The sequence below is a fragment of the Paenibacillus sp. MMO-58 genome, from assembly GCF_037146255.1.
Classification (GTDB): domain Bacteria; phylum Bacillota; class Bacilli; order Paenibacillales; family Paenibacillaceae; genus Pristimantibacillus.
In genome coordinates this window covers 101050-118846 of record NZ_JBBCVY010000013.1, presented here as the reverse complement: position 1 = coordinate 118846, position 17797 = coordinate 101050, and the positions used below count along the sequence as shown (strand labels likewise).

The following is a 17797-nucleotide window of genomic DNA, read 5'->3' as shown; positions in this document are numbered from 1 at the left end:
AATAATGCTTAGTATGGAGTGTTCAGAGAGGAGATTTGGTGTTGGTTTTAAAAGGAAACCGCAAGTGGCTGCTCGTACTGGGCATGGTGCTGATGGTTGTTTTGCTATCGGGTTGCGCACCGCATAATGCAACGACGAGTACATCGGATTTACAGCACGGCAACTTCTGGGAGAAGAATGTTGTTTATTACTTTGCCCTTACGCTTGATAAGTTCGCAGACTGGTTCAATGGTTCATATGGGCTGGCTATCCTGCTCATTACGATTATTGTAAGAACGGCGATCTTGCCATTAACGCTCAAGCAATACCGGAGCTCGAAGGCGATGCAGGCAATTCAGCCGCAAATGGCCGAGATTAAGAAGAAACATAAAGATAATCCGCAGAAACAGCAGGAAGAGACGATGAAGCTGTTCCAGGCGAACAAGGTCAATCCTATGGCCGGCTGTTTGCCGCTACTCGTTCAGATGCCTGTGTTTATGGCGCTTTATAACTCAATCTACTGGAATCCCGAGGTTCGTACGCATGAGTTCCTGGGCTTGCAACTTGGCGAACCGGGACCTTGGTATTTCCTCCCGATCATCGCGGCAGCTACGACATTCGTTCAGTCGAAAATGATGCAGAAGCAGCAAACGCAAACGATGCCGGGCATGGGAGCGATGCTTATGATCTTCCCGGTCCTGATCTTCGTGATGGCCCTTAACTTCCCGTCGGCGCTTCCGCTGTACTGGATTTTCAGTAACCTTTACACCATTATTCAAAACTACTTCCTGTACGTTCGTTCATCAAACAAGGGTAAGGAGGCCCTCGCGAAATGAAGAAAATCGTAGCATCAGGAAAAACGATTGATGATGCTGTACGGAGCGGTTTAACACAATTAAATGTAGCCAAGGATCGCGTCAAAGTACTCGTTATGGAACAGCCTTCCAAAGGTCTGTTCGGACTCATTGGCGTAAAGGAAGCGAAGGTTGAACTGGAGCTTATACCCGATCCAACGATTGAAGCAGAGCAATTTCTTCGTGATGTGTCAGAGGCGATGGGACTTACGATCGCTATTGATCGGAAACAAACGAAAGAAGCGACTTATCTGTCCGTCTCGGGCGGAGGGGATATTGGCATGCTGATTGGCCGGCGCGGTCAAACGCTTGACGCGCTGCAGTACTTGGTTAACATTGTGGCAAATCGATACTCGGACAGCCATCTTCGGATCGTGCTTGATGCGGAGGATTTTCGCGAGCGTCGCCGCAAAACGCTGGAGGAATTATCGGAACGCCTTGCCGGCAGAGTTGTCCGCACGAAGAAAGAGGTCGTGCTGGAGCCGATGTCGTCGCATGAACGCAAAGTGATTCATTCCCAGCTTCAGAATCACCCTAGGGTAAAAACTTACAGCAAAGGCGATGAGCCAAATCGGCGAGTTGTTATTGCTTTAAAGGAAAAGCAGATGTAAAGTTAGATCCATACGTTATTCAATTCGCAGCAATGGCTCTCGTGGTCATTGCTGTTTTTCCATTTGAGAGGTGCATAAAAGCTGATGGTACATGATACTATTGCGGCAATTTCGACAGCAGTCGGAGAGGGCGGTATCGCCATTATTCGCGTTAGCGGGCCAGATGCGATTGAGGGAACCGCGCGAATTTTTCGTTCAAGAACCGATTTGCGGGATGCGGCAACGCATACCTTGCATTACGGTCATATTATAGATCCGAAGACTGACGAACAGGTTGAAGAGGTTATTGTAACCGTCATGCGCGGTCCCCGTTCGTTCACGGCAGAGGATGTCGTTGAAATTAACGCCCATGGCGGCGTTGTGGCGGTAAAGAAAGTGCTCGACCAGGTGCTGCTGCAGGATGGTATGCGGCTTGCGGAGCCGGGCGAGTTCACGAAGAGAGCTTTTCTGAACGGCCGGATTGATCTGATGCAGGCGGAGGCGGTTATCGACCTGATCCGTTCGAAGTCGGACCGGGCATTCTCGGTCGCGCGCAAGCAGGCAGAGGGAACCTTGTCGAAGCGGATCAAAGCCCTTCGGCAGACGGTGATTGAACTGCTTGCTCATATTGAAGTTAATATCGATTATCCTGAGCATGATGTCGAGGATCTGACAAGCAATTATATCCGCGAACAAAGCGGATCCGCGCTGGAGGAGATCGGCAAGCTGTTAAAAACGGCAAACGAAGGTAAAATATTGCGAGAGGGCATTATGACCGCTATTGTGGGACGCCCGAATGTAGGCAAGTCTTCTTTGCTTAATATGCTGGCACAGGAGAATAAAGCGATTGTAACGGATATTCCTGGTACAACGCGGGATGTTATCGAGGAGTATGTGACGCTTAATCATATTCCGCTTCGACTGCTCGATACGGCAGGTATTCGTGAGACAAGCGATATTGTGGAACGGATTGGCGTAGAACGTTCTCATAATGCGCTGGAAGAAGCCGATTTGATCTTGTTTGTGCTTAACAATAATGAGCCTATTCATGAGGATGACCGTGCGCTCCTGGAGAAGGTGAAGGACCGCCAGCTTATTCTTATTATTAATAAATCGGACTTGGAGTCAAAACTCGAAATGGCCGAGATTGAGGCATTAGTTGGTGAAGAGCGGATTGTCCGCATGTCGGTACGCGAAGAGGAAGGACTTGACCGACTGGAGAAAGCGATCAGCAAGCTGTTCTTCGAAGGTCAGCTGGATTCAGGAGATTTGACATATGTCAGCAACGTTCGGCATATTTCTTTGCTGAAGCGGGCGCAGCAGTCGCTTCTTGATGCTATCGATGCATCGAATACCGGCATTCCGATTGACTTAATCCAGATCGATGTGCGTTCCGCATGGGAATCGCTTGGCGAAATATTAGGCGATGAGGTTGGCGATTCGTTGATCGACCAGATCTTCTCGCAGTTCTGCTTAGGCAAATAAAGAAACAACGATGACGACCGGCAGGGCCAGTATCCCGTGCGCGGTGTGATGAATTGGAGGGATAAAGAAAATGACCTATGAAGCTGGACAATATGAAGTAATCGTAATTGGAGCGGGTCATGCCGGAGCGGAAGCAGCGCTTGCTGCCGCTCGAATGGGCTGCGAGACGCTTTTGCTTACAATCAACCTGGACATGGTGGCTTTTATGCCATGCAACCCGTCTATCGGGGGACCTGCAAAAGGGCATGTCGTACGCGAGATTGATGCTTTAGGCGGTGAAATGGGCCGCAATATCGATAAAACATTTATCCAAATGCGGATGCTGAATACCGGGAAAGGACCGGCTGTTCACGCGCTGCGCGCGCAGGCGGATAAATTCTCTTATCAGCATACGATGAAGAAAACAATCGAAGAGACGGATCATCTGACGCTTCGCCAAGGCATGGCGGAGGATCTGATTGTCGAAGACGGTAAAATAACCGGTATCGTCACCAAAACAGGTGCGATCTACCGGGCCAAAGCGGTTGTTATTACGACGGGCACTTACTTGCGCGGCAAAATTATTATGGGCGAGCTGATGTACGAGAGCGGCCCGAATAACCAGCAGCCATCGGTTAAGCTGTCTGCAAGCCTGAAAGAGCTTGGCTTTAAGCTCGCTCGCTTCAAGACAGGTACGCCGCCGCGCGTGCATAAGGATACGATTGATTTCTCGAAAACGGAAATTCAACCTGGGGATGATAATCCGAAGTTTTTCTCATATGAAACGAAATCCTCCGACAATGAACAGCTGCCTTGCTGGCTGACGTATACATCGGAAGCAACGCATAAAATCATTAATGACAATTTGCACCGTGCCCCTATGTTCTCCGGAGCGATTGAAGGTACGGGTCCGCGTTATTGTCCTTCTATTGAAGATAAAATCGTCCGCTTCGCGGATAAGCCGAAGCATCAAATCTTCCTGGAACCGGAAGGCAAGCATACGTCGGAGTATTATGTGCAAGGACTTTCGACAAGCATGCCAGAGGATGTACAGCTCGGAATCTTGAGATCTATTCCAGGTTTGGAAAATGTTGAGATGATGCGTAACGGTTATGCGATTGAATACGACGCAGTTGTGCCGACGCAGTTATGGCCATCGCTGGAGACAAAGCTGGTAGACGGGTTATTCACAGCTGGACAAATCAACGGCACATCCGGTTATGAGGAAGCCGCGGGTCAAGGGATTATCGCGGGTATTAACGCAGCGCGCAAAGTGCAGGGGAAAGAGCCGGTTATTATCGACCGTTCGCAGGGCTACATCGGCGTTATGATTGATGATCTGGTGACGAAGGGCACTAGCGATCCTTATCGTCTTCTGACCTCCCGTGCCGAATACCGCTTGCTGCTTCGTCATGATAATGCGGACCTTCGCTTAACTCCGACCGGTTATGAGATTGGGCTTATTTCAGAAGAACGTTATCAGGCTTTTCTTGATAAAAAAGAACTTGTGGCTCAAGAAATCGAACGGCTTAGCACGGTGAAAATTAAACCAGAGGTTGCTCAGCCGGTACTCGATGCCGCGAATTCAGCTCCTATTGCTTTTACAATGGATGCTTTATCGCTGCTCCGTCGTCCGGAATTGTCTTACGCACTGCTCGAGCAGCTGTCGCCTTCGGAGCTTCCGTTGACGGAAGAAATGAAGGAGCAGGTTGAAATTCAGATCAAATATGCCGGCTATATCGAGAAGCAGCTGCATCAGGTTGAACGTTTGAACAAGATGGAGAAAAAGAAAATCCCGGATGATATCGTGTACAGCGAAGTTCATGGCTTAGCATCCGAAGCAAAACAAAAACTGGCGGATATCCGCCCGTTGTCGATTGGCCAGGCGTCGAGGATTGCAGGCGTTACCCCCGCAGACATTTCCATTTTGCTTGTTTATTTGGAACACTATAACCGGGTGACGGCAGCGAGAGGGCAATGATGACAGAGACGACGCATGTATGGTTTGAAAAGCTACTGGGGGAGAACGGTATCACGTTATCCCCGAAACAGCTCGAACAATTTGATTCCTATCACCGCTTGCTGGTGGAGTGGAATGAGAAAATGAATTTAACCGGCATCACCGAACGGGATGCCGTATTCGAGAAACATTTTTACGATTCGATCTCGTTGTCATTCTTTGTTGATATGAAAGAGGTAGGCAGCATTGCCGATATCGGATCCGGAGCGGGCTTCCCAAGTATCCCACTCAAGATTTGCTTCCCGCATTTGAAAGTTGTCATTGTAGATTCACTAAACAAGCGGATTCAATTCCTGGATCATTTGATTCAAGAGCTTGGGCTCGAAAATGTAAATTGTGTTCACGGCCGTGCCGAGGATATTGCGAGAATGCCAGAGTATAGAGATTCCTTCGATCTTGTAACGGCAAGAGCGGTTGCGCGTCTGAATGTATTGAATGAATTTTGCTTGCCATTCACGCGTAAGAAAGGAACCTTTGCTGCAATGAAAGGTTCGCAAAGTGTGGAAGAGGTGAAGGAGGCTGCTGTAAGTCTGCGTGAGCTAAAAGCGAAGGTCCGTGCAGAGCATGCCTTCAAATTGCCTTTCGAACAGTCAGAGCGCTACATTGTGCTTATCGATAAAACGGACGCTACGCCAAAAAAATATCCGCGTAAGGCAGGCACTCCGCTTAAACAGCCTCTTGTGTAACCATAACTCGAAACCTCCGTATGTTCCACGTGAAACATACGGAGGTTTTATTTGTGTCTATCCGAAATATTACGAAGATCAAGCAGGAAAAAACCGAAGTGAAGTCGAAATAAAAGAGTAGAGAAAAAATCCCATTTCGACAGCGGTTTACATAGGGTTTCTAGCACAACCGCTAGTCTCTTAAACGAGGTTGTTTGTAAGAGGGAATATAGATAAAATGGTAGTAACGGGAATATACCGTTAATGCATAGCAGCACATCTTGGAAACCAACCAACATAACGGTAATGGTTTCTTGGTCGGGTGGTAGAGTAGATAATATGAAAGAATCATTTTCTCGTTTGTTTGGTCTAAGTGATCAGCGGAGCGGCCAAGAAGAGGTTCGGCAGATTCCTATTCAAGATATTGATACGAGTCCATTCCAGCCTCGGACAATCTTCGATGATGAACGTATCGATGAGTTGTGCCAAACGATCAAAACGCATGGCGTTATTCAACCCATTGTTGTTCGCGCACGGAATGGCAGATATGAGATTATTGCAGGCGAACGTCGTTGGCGTGCGGTAACAAAGCTTGGATATGATACAATTCCGGCTATTATCCGCGAATTTAACGATTCACAGACGGCATCTATCGCATTAATCGAAAATCTGCAACGTGAGAATTTGACGGCGATTGAGGAAGCGGTGGCCTACCAAAAGCTGATCGAGCTACATGAACTGACACAGGAGAGCCTAGCTCAGCGTTTAGGCAAGAGCCAATCTACAATTGCAAACAAGCTGCGGTTGCTGGGATTAAATGACACTGTCAAAGAGGCGCTTGCTAGTCGTAAAATATCAGAGAGACATGCGAGAGCATTACTTTCTCTTGATACGGAAGAGCTTCAGAACCAGGTGCTTGAGGAGATCATTACGAAGGAACTAAACGTCAAACAGACGGAGAATCGTATTGCCTCTCTGAAGGAAGAGCCGAAGGCAAAGCAAACGAAGCGTTTTGCGATGCCGAAGAACACGCGTCTTGCTTTTAATACCATTCGTCAAGCTGTACAGATGGTGTCCAGCACGGGGATGGAAATTAAAGCGGATGAAAAAGACCTTGGTGATTTTTATGAAATTACTATTCATATACCGAAAAATTAGCTTTGCGTAAGTCATCTGTGATGAACGTAATAGTACTAATCCGGGCCGTCCTCTTTGAGGACGGCGAAACCGTTTATACCGATACGTTTCACCGTTTGATCATCAGGGATTTAAAAGTTTGGACACAGAGGTGAACAAGTTTGTCTAAAATCATTGCAATTGCCAATCAAAAGGGCGGTGTTGGTAAAACGACAACGTCTGTTAACTTAGGGGCTTGCCTGGCAACTCTCGGTAGACGAGTGCTGCTCATTGATATTGACCCACAAGGTAACACGACAAGCGGAATTGGCATTAACAAAGCAGATGTAAATAACTGTATTTATGATGTGCTAATTAATGATGTGCATCCGAAGGATGCCATGTTTGAAACTAAGATTGATGGTCTGAAAATCATTCCAGCGACGATTCAGCTCGCCGGTGCCGAGATTGAAATGGTACCAACGATTTCGCGTGAGCTTCGTCTGAAAAAAGCGTTGTCTCTTGTTAAGGATCAATTCGATTATATTCTGATCGATTGCCCGCCGTCGCTTGGCCTGCTGACAATTAACTCTCTAACAGCGGCTGATTCGGTTATCATTCCAATTCAATGCGAATATTACGCGCTGGAAGGATTAAGCCAGCTTTTAAATACAGTAAGACTTGTTCAGAAGCACCTGAATACGGCACTTCAAATCGAGGGTGTATTGCTGACTATGCTGGACGCTCGGACTAACTTGGGTATTCAGGTTATCGAAGAAGTGAAAAAGTATTTCCAGCAAAAGGTGTATCAAACCATCATTCCGCGTAATGTTCGTTTGAGTGAAGCGCCATCTCACGGTGAAGCTATTATTACGTATGACCCAAGATCCAAAGGTGCTGAAGTATATCTTGAACTTGCTAAGGAAGTGATTATGTATGAGCAAGCGGCTAGGTAGAGGACTTGATGCGCTTATTCCATCGCTTTCGGTAAGCGAAGACGATAAAGTCATTGAAATTCAATTGACGCAACTGCGTCCGAACCCATACCAACCACGCAAAACGTTTGATGATGAGTCCATTAAGGAATTGGCAGAGTCGATCAAGCAGCATGGTGTTATTCAACCGATCATTGTACGGACGGTATTGAAGGGTTACGAAATCATAGCGGGGGAGAGACGGTTCCGTGCTTCCCAGCTATGCGGTAATGCGACTGTCCCTGCAGTAGTGCGGGCATTTTCCGATCAACAGGTTATGGAAATTGCCTTAATAGAAAATCTTCAGCGTGAAGATCTGAATGCGATTGAAACAGCCATGGCTTATCAAGGGTTAATGGATAAGTTCAAGCTGACCCAGGAAGAGTTGTCGATGAAAGTGGGGAAGTCTCGTTCCCATATCGCGAACTTCCTTCGTCTGCTTGCACTGCCTGCTGAGATCAAAGACAATGTTTCACGTGGAACAATTTCGATGGGTCATGCTAGAGCATTGGTAGGGATCAAGGATGCAGCGGTTCAGAAGGACATGGCTAACCGGACTGTCAGCCTGGGCTGGAGCGTGCGTGATCTGGAGGAAGCGATTCAGAAGCTGGAAGTAAAGGAGACGGCAGAAGCGGCAAAAGCGAAAGCGAAGTCGAAGAAACGGGATCCGTATATCGAGAGCTTGGAAGAGTCGCTGAGAGACCGTTTCAAAACAACAGTTAAGATTAAGCAGCAAAAGGATAAAGGGAAAATCGAGCTGCAATACTACAATAAGCAGGATCTCGAGAGACTGCTCGAGCTGCTTCAAAATATGGCGTGATTTAGGCGGATTTCTAGCATACCTAAGTTGTAATCTTTGTACTGAAAGATTAAACTAAGGTATGCTATTCTTATGTTCTGTTATGGTATTTAAGAGAGAATTTTGAGAGGAAAAAAGAGAGAGGAGGATGGGACAAGGTGGAAGGGATTATCTATTTGGACCATGCTGCAACTTCGTGGCCAAAGCCGCCGGCTGTACTGGAGGCGATGCAACATGCCATGCTGCATGAAGCGGCAAATCCGGGTCGAGGCAGTCATCGGATGGCTGTAAAAGCAAGTCGGGTCCTATTTGATGCGAGGAAGCAAGTAGCAAAGCTGTTTCGGATCAAAAATCCGAATGATATAGCATTCGCCGCTAACACGACAGCCGCATTAAATATGGCGATTAAGGGCTGGGTGAAAAGCGGGGACCATGTGATTGCTACTTCGGTTGAACATAATTCGGTAAGAAGACCGCTGGAGTTTTTAAAGCAGGCTCTAGGTATTCATGTTACCTATGTAGAGGCAGATGAAGCTGGCAGGATTCAGGTGGAACGGATTGCTTCGGCCATAACTGCGCAAACTTCATTAATTATAGTTAACCATAGCTCTAATCTGCTGGGAACCATTGCACCAATTGCTCAAATTGGCGAGCTGGCCAGAAAGAAGGGCATAAAACTCCTTGTTGATGCGGCACAAAGCGCCGGTATCCTTGAGATTGATGTAGAAACGATGGGAATCGATATGATGGCCTTCCCTGGTCATAAAGGGCTGCTTGGCCCACAGGGCACAGGAGGCTTGTACATCCATCCTAGCGTCGATCTCGTTCCTCAGTTGCATGGCGGAACAGGAAGCCAGTCTGAGGCTCCTGAGCAGCCTAGCGTGCGTCCTGACCGGTATGAGGCGGGGACGCAAAATACACCCGGCCTCGCAGGTCTCAAGGCGGGTGTTGAATATGTTCTGCATGAGACGGTTCATAACATCCATACTAAGGAATGGGCTTTAACCCAACGGATGATGGAAGGACTTTTAGCGGTAGATGGGATTAAGGTTCTTGGGCCAAAGCTTGGTGAGCAAAGAACGGGGATCGTCGCATTCGTAGCGGACGGAATCGATCCGTCTGAAATGTCCTTTATACTTGATCAGCATTATCAAATTGCGGTTAGAGCAGGCTTTCATTGCACACCGCTGGCCCATGCCTGTGCAGGTACGACAGGAACAGGCGCAGTACGAGCAAGCGTAGGTTGTTTTACAACAGAGCAAGAAGCGGATGCCCTTGTTGCAGCAGTGAAAGAAATACGGAAGCAATATTCTTAGCATAATTTTCTGGGGGCGGAAGTTCGAAATGGATGAGTGGACGAATAACCCGATGAATGGGGTTACGGTTGTACTGGCATTGTTGGTCATCGTGTTATTGATTAGAATTTCGATTGTTGGCAGAAGGCTAAAAAAGCTTAGAAAGCAGTATGTGGAAGTGATGGGCAACACGGGCATTACGAATCTGGAAGAAGTCATTATCGATCTGAAGCAGTCCATTACGGCGCAAGAGCTGCAAAGCGAAAAGCTTCTGAAACAAATGGAACAGATGAAGGAAGTGCAGCAGCAGGAAAAAGGCCGCGTTGGAGTACTGCGTTACAATGCATTCGCCGATCAGGGTAGTGATCTCAGCTTCTCGATTGCAGTGGTGAATGCGGCGCAGGATGGAGTAGTGATTTCAGGGCTGCACAGCCGGGAGAATACTTATGTGTATGCCAAGCCGGTAAGCAAAGGCGAATCGAACTATACCCTTACTCCAGAAGAGCGCAAGGCAATAGCAGAAGCAAAGTAATTAATTGGTTCCCGGATGTTCCAAGGCAGCTGCCTGTTCTCTGGAACGAGCAGAGACATGGATGCTGTTCATGATGGAGGAGAATACGCTGGAAGCGATGATGTCGGCCATTTTCATGACCAGATGTAAACGAGTGTTCTGCAGGACAAAATACTCCATAAATCCACCGACATTAACGATGCCTGTAATATGGATATCGCCGACGGGAGGAAGCTCCTTGTTCACACCGGCGCCAGGTCTTACAGGGCCTGTGCCTACTTGAATCGAGCCGATACTGGATACTTGCCCGAGGCAGGCATCAATGCCGATAACAAACGGTTTTTGATAAGTGCGATTGATCTGATGGAGCGTCTCTTCGAGGTTCATGGCATGTACAGGGTCTTCTAAAGTGCCGTAAAGGGAGAAGTAAGGGCTCTGATACTTGGAAAGGGTCGTGCCAATCAATGGGCCAAGGGAATCGCCGGTAGAACGGTCTGTTCCAACGCACACGATTACGATAGGCCGCCCGGCGGACATCTCGTCGATCATAAGAGAAAGCCGGTTAACGATTTGCCCAACAGCATTCGCTTCCGTGTAAGGAACCTTTAACGGTATATCCTTCATAAAAGATAGTTTCATAGAATCCCCTCCATAAATGCCAATATGATACTAGTATATGGAAGGGACAACCATTTTATACGTCGCGAAGCCAATAGTTTCGTTCTATGAGGTGAGGGAGAGGAGAAGTCGCGATGTTAATCGCCTTTGATTCGACACAGCAAGCGCTGCGCGCGGAGATGCTGCTGGAATATGCGGAGGTCGAAATCGATATATGTCCAACTCCGAAAGAGATTACGGCCGGCTGCGCGTTATCGATTCATTTTCCGGGAGAGGAACTGGAAACAGTCAAGCATGTGATCGAAACGGAGAATGTAGAAATTAGAGGAGTTTTCAAACCTATTCAGGATGGGTATGAACAAGTTGACCTGTAGGATTGGCAAGGATGGTGGTGCGGTAAAATGGATATTCAAGCCTACTATAAAGATGTTGCGGCATGGATAACAAGCGAGACAACATGGGAAGGTTTTGGACAATCGGTCTTGCGCATTGCGCTAATTATCATCATTGGACAGGTTATTATCTGGATTGCCAATAAAACGATTGACCGGGTTGTATTAAACCGCTCGGAGAGTCGAATAGTCCTTCAAACCAGAAGAATGACGACTGTAGGCAAGCTGGTCAAAAACATTATTTCATATGCGGGATATTTCATTATTGGCATGCTTGTGCTTGACGAGTTCGGCGTACAGCTTGCGCCTCTGCTCGCAGGGGCCGGTGTCATTGGACTGGCTATCGGATTTGGTGCCCAAAGTCTAGTAAAAGATATTATTACGGGTTTCTTTATTATATTTGAAGATCAGTTCGCGGTTGGCGATGTCATTCAGACGGGCAACTTCAAAGGAACGGTTGAGGTTATTGGACTTCGGGCAACTCGGATCCTTAGCTGGACGGGAGAAGTTCACATTATTCCGAACGGCATGATCAATGAGGTTACGAATTTCTCGATGCATAATTCAATTGCGTTTATTGATGTATCGATCGGTTATGAGGAGGACGCGGAGAAAGCGATAGTGATTATCCGTAGAGAACTCGAGCGGTTTGAAAATGACAATCTCGTTAAACCTCCGGAAGTGCTGGGTATTCAGACCATGCTTTCAACCGAGGTCAAGGTACGCGTAACGGCAGAATGTCTTCCTAATACGCAAGCTATTGTAGCAAGGGCATTAAACGCTTATATCAAGAAAGTACTGGACGGCCACGGAATTGACATTCCGTATCCGCGAATGGTAACGTATCATCGCAATGAAAGGGGCGGCGATCCGAATGGAGCGTAAACAATTCGAGCTGGGCGATATCGTTCAAATGAAGAAGCAGCATCCCTGCGGATCCAATGAAATGGAAATTATCCGCATGGGGATGGATATCCGTATCAAATGCGTAGGCTGCAAGCATAGCGTTCTTATACCGAGAGCAAAGTTCGAGAAAAATATGAAGAAAGTACTGCGTTCCGCAGCGGATTCCGGGCAAAACGAACAGGCTTAATATTTTTTGAAAAAACAGTTGCATTGGGACAAGGCCTGTGATAATATAGTTTTTGCTTGACACAAACGGAGAGGTACCCAAGAGGCCCAAGGGGGCTGACTCGAAATCAGCTAGGCGTGTCAAAGCGTGCGTGGGTTCGAATCCCACCCTCTCCGCCATATTTCGTCCATAACGCTTAGGCGGTTACATAAAGAAGAAAGCTCCTACGAGATCACGTAGGAGCTTTTTTTATCTTCAGAAGAAACAGGTGAGAGTGGAATGAGTAGGTATGATATTACGATTATCGGAGCAGGTGTCAGTGGCATATTCGCCGCCCACGAATTAGCCGCAAGCGGGCTGCAGGTATTAATGCTGGACAAGGGCAAGAAGCTTGGGGAACGAGCCGATAGTTATATCGGTTTTGGCGGACTTGGCTTGTCTGAAGGGAAATATAATTATACGAATGATTTCGGCGGAGAGCTGGAGCGAAAGACCGGCTATGAAGCAGCGTTGCAGCTAATGGATGCCGTGGATACGATCCTATGCGAGTACGGGGGAGGTGCAGCGGAGCTGTACAGCACCTATGACCCTGAACTGACTGAGCGGGCACAGGAAGCGGGCTTTGGCGTGCTGACGACGAAAACCCGGCATCTGGGAACAAAATTGTCTAAGGCCGTTCTAGAGCGCATGTACGATTACTTGAATTCCCGAATCACAATGAGATTTGAGGCAGAACCCGTTCGAATCCAACCCAATAACGGGCGCTTTATTATAGAACTGGCTGATGAAACAGTTATTGATTCCAGACAAGTTATTGTGGCAACCGGCAGGAGCGGGAACGAATGGTTTACCAATCAATGCGAAAGCCTTGGAATTGGCAGAGGAGAAGCAAGGGTTGATCTGGGTCTTCGAATCGAGATGAAGGGCGACCAGCTGGCGTCGATTCTGCAGCGTTCTTTCGAGACCAAGCTTAGCTTTGAGGGAGAAGACTACACGGCCACGACGTATTGCATGAATCCGCAGGGCAGGGTCGTGCTCAAGCTACAGGAAGGACTCGCGATGCCGGACGGACAAAACTACCGCGAGAAGGACGAGGGCAGCTCCAATCTGAACTATACCCTATTTGTGCCGAACCGATTTGCTACGCTTGATGAAGCAGATGCTTATTTAAAAAATATCGTTGGCGGGATTAACCGGGGGCGGAATCGGATTGCTGCTCAAAGGCTTGATTCTCTCCGTGGAAGGGATAAGCACCTCTCCAGTAAAGATGCTGCCATCAGAGGCATTATGCCGACGCTGGAGGCAGAATTTACGGAGCTGAGGGATGAGGTGCCGGAGCGGTATATAGAGGCCACTCTGGCGTTTCTGAGCGCTTTGGAGAAGCTGTTGGGGGTACCCATTGATGAAGATACCATTTTGTACGCCATTGACGGGAAGCTGTATTCACCGGCAATTGAGACAAACGAGAAGTTCGAGACGAATATTGAAGGCTTTTACGTTATAGGAGACTGTTCAGGGACAACGCATTCTTTATCCCAGGCAGCGGCAAGCGGGGTTTATGTCGGCCGGGTGCTTGCCGGCCAGAGCTCTTGATGGAGCTTATACTCGTACTTGCCGAAACGGAAAAAAGGGACTCTCGCGAGTCCCTTTTCCGACGGTGTTGTAAGTTTCGATGAATTATCGCCTTCATACAACGGAAAACCAGGTGCAATCTTCACAGATCGGTACACAATTCCATTAGGTATCGCTTTTCCGATCGCGATTGCTCGTGTGTTACAGCAACGTGTATTTAGCACAACGCCTCGCTTCTCAAGTGATGAGTAGTCAAATTCTCTAGTAGTCCTTGCCCCTATTCAGGTCCAATGGAACCACACCTCTCTTCACCGTCGATAATTATAATGTCCGTACAGTAAAGAACTTATTCAAGGCTGATTGAAAATTAATTGTGGCCCATTCTTTTCCATCTACGCTCATGATTAGAGGTCTCCGGAAATTTATCTCCGCGTTTAAGGCGTACCTTTTGCGGATTGGTGATACCCATATGGAAAGAATTATCGCCAGTTTCAATATAGACGCCATCGTTAGGCGCGCTGTCGCCCGGGGAAAACAATGTCCATTCGCCCATACTTGTTCACCTCCTTGTCCGGTTTGTAGTATTCACCGGAGAAGGTACGGACATGAAAGGCAGAAATCGGGAACGGCGATGACTTGTCAATGAGTAGGCGATTTGCTATACTGTGTAGATGCGAGTAATAATCTCGCTCCTTGCCCTTTCGGGGGCCGCTTAGTCCAAAAGGAGGTGAAACACAATGCGCAAATATGAAGTGATGTACATCATTCGTCCGGACGTTGAGCAAGAAAACGTTCAAGCCATCGTCGACAAATTCAGTGGCATCATTAACAATGGCGGGGAAGTCACGAAGCAAGATGTGATCGGTAAACGCCGTCTTGCGTATGAGATCAATAAGATTCGTGATGGTTACTACGTTCTGGTTCATTTCAACGCGAACAACGAAGTTGTTAATGAGCTTGACCGCATCATGAAAATTACGGATGAAGTTATCCGTTTCTTGATCGTCAGAGACGTTGCTTAATCCACGCTAGATGTTCGATTGGGAGGTCCAGAGGCGATGTTGAATCGTGTAATACTAATTGGCAGATTAACAAGAGACCCCGAATTGCGTTATACACCTGCGGGTGTAGCAGTTACGCAATTTACGATAGCAGTAGACCGGCCGTTTACGAGTGGTCAGGGCGAGCGCGAAGCGGATTTTATTCCGGTCGTAACTTGGCGGCAGTTGGCTGAGACATGCGCTAATTACTTGCGTAAAGGTCGCTTAACCGCGGTAGAAGGACGCATTCAGGTGCGTAACTACGAGAACAACGAAGGTAAACGCGTCTATGTGACGGAAGTTATTGCCGATAACGTTCGCTTCTTGGAATCTAACCGTGAAGGCGGAGCTCCGCAAGAGAGTGGCGGTTATGCCGGAGGCAACAACAGCGGCGGAGGATCTTTTGGCGGCGGTGGCGGTAACGCTCCTTATGGTGGCGGTAACGGCGGCGGCGGAAAGCCTAGTACTCCACGCAACAACAACAGCCGTGATCCGTTCTCGGATGACGGTCGACCGATCGATATATCAGAAGATGACTTGCCATTTTAATCGAAAGGATGGGTTCGAATGAGCTTCAAGCAAAGAGAAGGCGGAGACGGAGAGCGTCCAGAACGCAAATTCGGCGGCCGCAAAGGCGGACGCAACAAACGCCGTAAAGTATGTTTCTTCACTGTGAACAAAATCACTCACATTGACTATAAAGATACTGATCTGCTCAAAAAGTTCATCAGCGAGCGCGGCAAAATCTTGCCACGTCGCGTAACTGGAACTAGCGCAAAATACCAACGTCTGCTGACTGTTGCTATCAAGCGTGCTCGTACTGTGGCTTTGCTGCCGTACACAACTGAGTAGTTCTTTTGGAAGAAAGCCTATTGGGAAACCAATGGGCTTTTTTTCTTTTATTTTATAAAATAGGAATTGATCATTTGGCGGAAGAGGAATACAATAAGATATAGTTCGTGCATACTAGTCGGCGATGATGTTGGGTCTTCATTGTGAATAATTTCACTTTAATGACAGATGTGGAATAACGGCTTATGCAAGTAAATCATTTGATCGATTACAGATGGAAAGAGGGATGCATTCGTATGTCTGAAACCGTAACGAAATTACCTGAAGAATCCGGTTCCGTACGTGAACTGGACGTGCTTGAGCAACTGCTGAAGCCGGAAATTCAGCAATCGCTGACTCAATTGGTGGAAAACCTGCCTAAACTGGCTGAACTGGTGACTCTGCTCACTAAAGCTTATGATGTGGCTACTACTGTAGCTAACGACAAAGTTCTTGTGAACGATATGGTTCACGGCTTTGGCGAATTCGTTAAACCAATCGTAGACACGACTAAAGGCATCGCAAACGCAGCAGTTGAAGCTGGCGACCGCGCTCAAGCCGATAACTCTACAATTGGTCTCTTTGGCATTCTGAAGATGCTGAAAGATCCGCAAGTACAAGCAACGCTTCGTTTTGCCCAATCGTTCCTGAACGTATTGGCTGAGCGTAAAAACGGTTAATCATACAAGAGCGGAGGGTAAACATGGCTAAGCAAATTTTAATTCTTGGCGGCGGTTATGGCGGTCTTCTTAGCGCACTGACAGCTCGCAAATATGTTTCGGCTGAAGAAGCTGAAATTACACTGATCAACAAAACTCCTTACCACCAAATCATTACCGAGCTTCACCGTCTGGCTGTTAGCGGCGTAAACGAAGGAAACGTAGCTCTTCCTTTGGATAAACTGCTGAAAGGCAAATCGATCAACCTGGTTATCGATACAGTTGATAACATTGATCCTGAGAAAAAACAAGTGAAGCTGGCTGGCAACGGCACAGTTAGATATGATCAGCTGGTTGTCGCTCTCGGCGGCGAAACAGCATTCTTCGGCATTCCTGGTCTGGAAGAAAACAGCCTGACGCTGAAATCGGTTGAAGAAGCGAAAGCCGTTAGCGCGCATATCCAAAACCGCATTGCGGCTTACGCGCAATCGAAAAATAAAGCAGACGCAACAATTGTTGTTGGCGGCGGCGGCCTGACAGGTATCGAGCTGATCGGCGAGATCGTTGATATGCTTCCTAAATGGTGTGAACAGTACGGCGTTGACAAGAGCGAAATCTCCTTGTACAACATCGAAGCTGGTCCAACTATTCTGATGGGCTTCCCGGCTGACCTTCTTGAGCGCGCGAAATCCAGCCTGACTAACCGTGGCGTTAACCTGATTATGGGTGTAGCGGTTACTGAAGTTCAAGGCAACAAAGTTATGCTGAAAGACGGCAGCTCCATCGAAACGAATACTTTCGTGTGGACAGGCGGCGTTACAGGCAACCCTGTAGTAGCTAACTGTGGCATCGAAGTAAACCGTGGCCGCGCTTCGGTAACGGAATTCCTGCAATCGACTTCCCACTCGGATATCTTCCTGGCTGGCGACAACGCGTTCGTAATGGGTCCAGAAGGCCGTCCGTACCCGCCAAGCGCGCAAATCGCATGGCAAATGGGCGAATGCATCGGTTACAACCTGTTCGCGCAAGCGAAAGGTCTCCCGATGAAATCGTTCCAATTCGTTAACTCCGGCGTACTTGCGAGCCTTGGCCGCAAAGATGCGATCGGTACGATCGGTGCAAGCCAGCTGAAGCTGAGAGGTACAGCGGCTACACTTATGAAAGAGGCAAGTAACGTTCGTTACCTGACTCACGTAAACGGATTGTTCTCGTTCTTGAAATAGTCTTACTAAACAGCGAAACCGTTTCTCGGTTCGCCCGTATGAATAATAAAATAAGCATGACCTTGGAGGAGCCTGCCACAGCGGGCTCCTTCTGTCTATTTCAAGGAGTCTGCATAGGAGCAG

General features: G+C 47.8%; 21 protein-coding genes and 1 tRNA gene. 20 read left to right on the top strand and 2 right to left on the bottom strand.

Annotated elements, in window-relative coordinates; translation table 11 throughout:
- Positions 1–38: 38 nt before the first annotated feature.
- From WFJ73_RS28325 to WFJ73_RS28280, 10 genes are all read left to right on the top strand, one after another.
- Positions 39–815, top strand: coding sequence for a YidC/Oxa1 family membrane protein insertase (locus WFJ73_RS28325; protein ID WP_015847828.1), 777 nt, complete (start codon positions 39–41; stop codon positions 813–815).
- Entirely contained in the window at positions 812–1444 is a 633-nt protein-coding gene (gene jag, locus WFJ73_RS28320; protein ID WP_116394492.1) for an RNA-binding cell elongation regulator Jag/EloR, read from the top strand. Before WFJ73_RS28325 ends, jag begins: the two co-directional genes overlap by 4 nt.
- 84 nt (positions 1445–1528) lie before the next feature.
- Positions 1529–2908: a tRNA uridine-5-carboxymethylaminomethyl(34) synthesis GTPase MnmE gene (mnmE, locus tag WFJ73_RS28315; RefSeq protein WP_336776266.1), complete on the top strand. Its 1380-nt coding sequence runs from the start codon at positions 1529–1531 to the stop codon at positions 2906–2908.
- Between the two features lie 70 nt (positions 2909–2978).
- Complete coding sequence (gene mnmG / locus WFJ73_RS28310; RefSeq protein ID WP_336776265.1) at positions 2979–4868, top strand: tRNA uridine-5-carboxymethylaminomethyl(34) synthesis enzyme MnmG; 1890 nt, start codon at positions 2979–2981, stop codon at positions 4866–4868.
- The gene (rsmG, locus tag WFJ73_RS28305; protein WP_336776276.1) at positions 4868–5593 is read left to right on the top strand and encodes a 16S rRNA (guanine(527)-N(7))-methyltransferase RsmG; all 726 of its coding nucleotides are present in this window, start codon (positions 4868–4870) and stop codon (positions 5591–5593) included. Before mnmG ends, rsmG begins: the two co-directional genes overlap by 1 nt.
- Positions 5594–5911: 318 nt before the next feature.
- On the top strand, positions 5912–6730 hold the full coding sequence (gene noc, locus WFJ73_RS28300) for a nucleoid occlusion protein (RefSeq protein ID WP_015847823.1): 819 nt from the start codon (positions 5912–5914) through the stop codon (positions 6728–6730).
- A 140-nt stretch (positions 6731–6870) separates the two neighbouring features.
- Complete coding sequence (locus tag WFJ73_RS28295) at positions 6871–7644, top strand: ParA family protein (RefSeq protein ID WP_336776264.1); 774 nt, start codon at positions 6871–6873, stop codon at positions 7642–7644.
- Positions 7625–8482, top strand: coding sequence for a ParB/RepB/Spo0J family partition protein (locus WFJ73_RS28290; protein WP_015847821.1), 858 nt, complete (start codon positions 7625–7627; stop codon positions 8480–8482). Before WFJ73_RS28295 ends, WFJ73_RS28290 begins: the two co-directional genes overlap by 20 nt.
- Before the next feature lie 137 nt (positions 8483–8619).
- Entirely contained in the window at positions 8620–9777 is a 1158-nt protein-coding gene (locus WFJ73_RS28285) for an aminotransferase class V-fold PLP-dependent enzyme (protein WP_336776263.1), read from the top strand.
- Between the two features lie 28 nt (positions 9778–9805).
- Positions 9806–10288, top strand: coding sequence for a DUF4446 family protein (locus WFJ73_RS28280; RefSeq protein WP_116394499.1), 483 nt, complete (start codon positions 9806–9808; stop codon positions 10286–10288).
- Here WFJ73_RS28280 and yyaC read toward each other — a convergent pair whose 3' ends face one another.
- Positions 10289–10906: a spore protease YyaC gene (gene yyaC / locus WFJ73_RS28275; RefSeq protein WP_336776262.1), complete on the bottom strand. Its 618-nt coding sequence runs from the start codon at positions 10904–10906 to the stop codon at positions 10289–10291.
- 113 nt (positions 10907–11019) lie between these two features.
- Between yyaC and WFJ73_RS28270 the strand changes: the two genes are divergently transcribed.
- The 5 genes from WFJ73_RS28270 (at position 11020) to WFJ73_RS28250 (ending at position 13942) form a co-directional block, all read left to right on the top strand.
- Positions 11020–11259, top strand: coding sequence for a DUF3343 domain-containing protein (locus WFJ73_RS28270; RefSeq protein ID WP_116394501.1), 240 nt, complete (start codon positions 11020–11022; stop codon positions 11257–11259).
- A gap of 27 nt (positions 11260–11286) precedes the next feature.
- Positions 11287–12162 (top strand): mechanosensitive ion channel family protein, encoded by an 876-nt coding sequence (locus WFJ73_RS28265; protein WP_336776261.1) that lies wholly within the window; start codon positions 11287–11289, stop codon positions 12160–12162.
- Positions 12152–12370 (top strand): DUF951 domain-containing protein, encoded by a 219-nt coding sequence (locus WFJ73_RS28260; RefSeq protein WP_116394502.1) that lies wholly within the window; start codon positions 12152–12154, stop codon positions 12368–12370. Before WFJ73_RS28265 ends, WFJ73_RS28260 begins: the two co-directional genes overlap by 11 nt.
- Positions 12371–12437: 67 nt before the next feature.
- Positions 12438–12528: transfer RNA gene (locus tag WFJ73_RS28255), tRNA-Ser, on the top strand.
- A 100-nt stretch (positions 12529–12628) separates the two neighbouring features.
- A complete protein-coding gene (locus WFJ73_RS28250) occupies positions 12629–13942 on the top strand; it encodes an NAD(P)/FAD-dependent oxidoreductase (RefSeq protein WP_336776260.1) in 1314 nt (437 codons plus the stop codon).
- Between the two features lie 346 nt (positions 13943–14288).
- On the opposite strand, the gene WFJ73_RS28245 is transcribed toward WFJ73_RS28250, so the two are convergent.
- On the bottom strand, positions 14289–14474 hold the full coding sequence (locus WFJ73_RS28245; protein ID WP_201003127.1) for a YjzC family protein: 186 nt from the start codon (positions 14472–14474) through the stop codon (positions 14289–14291).
- A 184-nt stretch (positions 14475–14658) separates the two neighbouring features.
- Here WFJ73_RS28245 and rpsF point away from each other — a divergent pair, with 184 nt between their 5' ends.
- The 5 genes from rpsF (at position 14659) to WFJ73_RS28220 (ending at position 17674) form a co-directional block, all read left to right on the top strand.
- Positions 14659–14943, top strand: a complete 285-nt coding sequence (rpsF, locus tag WFJ73_RS28240; protein WP_091189332.1) for a 30S ribosomal protein S6 — start codon at positions 14659–14661, stop codon at positions 14941–14943.
- Between the two features lie 36 nt (positions 14944–14979).
- A complete protein-coding gene (gene ssb / locus WFJ73_RS28235) occupies positions 14980–15510 on the top strand; it encodes a single-stranded DNA-binding protein (RefSeq protein WP_015847811.1) in 531 nt (176 codons plus the stop codon).
- A gap of 18 nt (positions 15511–15528) precedes the next feature.
- The gene (gene rpsR, locus WFJ73_RS28230) at positions 15529–15813 is read left to right on the top strand and encodes a 30S ribosomal protein S18 (RefSeq protein WP_015847810.1); all 285 of its coding nucleotides are present in this window, start codon (positions 15529–15531) and stop codon (positions 15811–15813) included.
- A gap of 236 nt (positions 15814–16049) precedes the next feature.
- The gene (locus WFJ73_RS28225) at positions 16050–16472 is read left to right on the top strand and encodes a DUF1641 domain-containing protein (RefSeq protein WP_116394506.1); all 423 of its coding nucleotides are present in this window, start codon (positions 16050–16052) and stop codon (positions 16470–16472) included.
- Between the two features lie 23 nt (positions 16473–16495).
- Positions 16496–17674 (top strand): NAD(P)/FAD-dependent oxidoreductase, encoded by a 1179-nt coding sequence (locus WFJ73_RS28220; protein WP_336776259.1) that lies wholly within the window; start codon positions 16496–16498, stop codon positions 17672–17674.
- Positions 17675–17797: the final 123 nt, after the last annotated feature.

What these genes read in the sequence shown, in the direction of transcription:
- jag (WP_116394492.1), top strand. Translation starts at nt 812, where the DNA reads ATGAAGAAAATCGTAGCATCAGGAAAAACGATTGATGATGCTGTACGG.
- mnmE (WP_336776266.1), top strand. Translation starts at nt 1,529, where the DNA reads ATGGTACATGATACTATTGCGGCAATTTCGACAGCAGTCGGAGAGGGC.
- mnmG (WP_336776265.1), top strand. Translation starts at nt 2,979, where the DNA reads ATGACCTATGAAGCTGGACAATATGAAGTAATCGTAATTGGAGCGGGT.
- rsmG (WP_336776276.1), top strand. Translation starts at nt 4,868, where the DNA reads ATGACAGAGACGACGCATGTATGGTTTGAAAAGCTACTGGGGGAGAAC.
- noc (WP_015847823.1), top strand. Translation starts at nt 5,912, where the DNA reads ATGAAAGAATCATTTTCTCGTTTGTTTGGTCTAAGTGATCAGCGGAGC.
- WFJ73_RS28290 (WP_015847821.1), top strand. Translation starts at nt 7,625, where the DNA reads ATGAGCAAGCGGCTAGGTAGAGGACTTGATGCGCTTATTCCATCGCTT.
- WFJ73_RS28280 (WP_116394499.1), top strand. Translation starts at nt 9,806, where the DNA reads ATGGATGAGTGGACGAATAACCCGATGAATGGGGTTACGGTTGTACTG.
- yyaC (WP_336776262.1), bottom strand. Translation starts at nt 10,906, where the DNA reads ATGAAACTATCTTTTATGAAGGATATACCGTTAAAGGTTCCTTACACG.
- WFJ73_RS28270 (WP_116394501.1), top strand. Translation starts at nt 11,020, where the DNA reads ATGTTAATCGCCTTTGATTCGACACAGCAAGCGCTGCGCGCGGAGATG.
- WFJ73_RS28265 (WP_336776261.1), top strand. Translation starts at nt 11,287, where the DNA reads ATGGATATTCAAGCCTACTATAAAGATGTTGCGGCATGGATAACAAGC.
- WFJ73_RS28260 (WP_116394502.1), top strand. Translation starts at nt 12,152, where the DNA reads ATGGAGCGTAAACAATTCGAGCTGGGCGATATCGTTCAAATGAAGAAG.
- WFJ73_RS28250 (WP_336776260.1), top strand. Translation starts at nt 12,629, where the DNA reads ATGAGTAGGTATGATATTACGATTATCGGAGCAGGTGTCAGTGGCATA.
- WFJ73_RS28245 (WP_201003127.1), bottom strand. Translation starts at nt 14,474, where the DNA reads ATGGGCGAATGGACATTGTTTTCCCCGGGCGACAGCGCGCCTAACGAT.
- rpsF (WP_091189332.1), top strand. Translation starts at nt 14,659, where the DNA reads ATGCGCAAATATGAAGTGATGTACATCATTCGTCCGGACGTTGAGCAA.
- ssb (WP_015847811.1), top strand. Translation starts at nt 14,980, where the DNA reads ATGTTGAATCGTGTAATACTAATTGGCAGATTAACAAGAGACCCCGAA.
- rpsR (WP_015847810.1), top strand. Translation starts at nt 15,529, where the DNA reads ATGAGCTTCAAGCAAAGAGAAGGCGGAGACGGAGAGCGTCCAGAACGC.
- WFJ73_RS28225 (WP_116394506.1), top strand. Translation starts at nt 16,050, where the DNA reads ATGTCTGAAACCGTAACGAAATTACCTGAAGAATCCGGTTCCGTACGT.
- WFJ73_RS28220 (WP_336776259.1), top strand. Translation starts at nt 16,496, where the DNA reads ATGGCTAAGCAAATTTTAATTCTTGGCGGCGGTTATGGCGGTCTTCTT.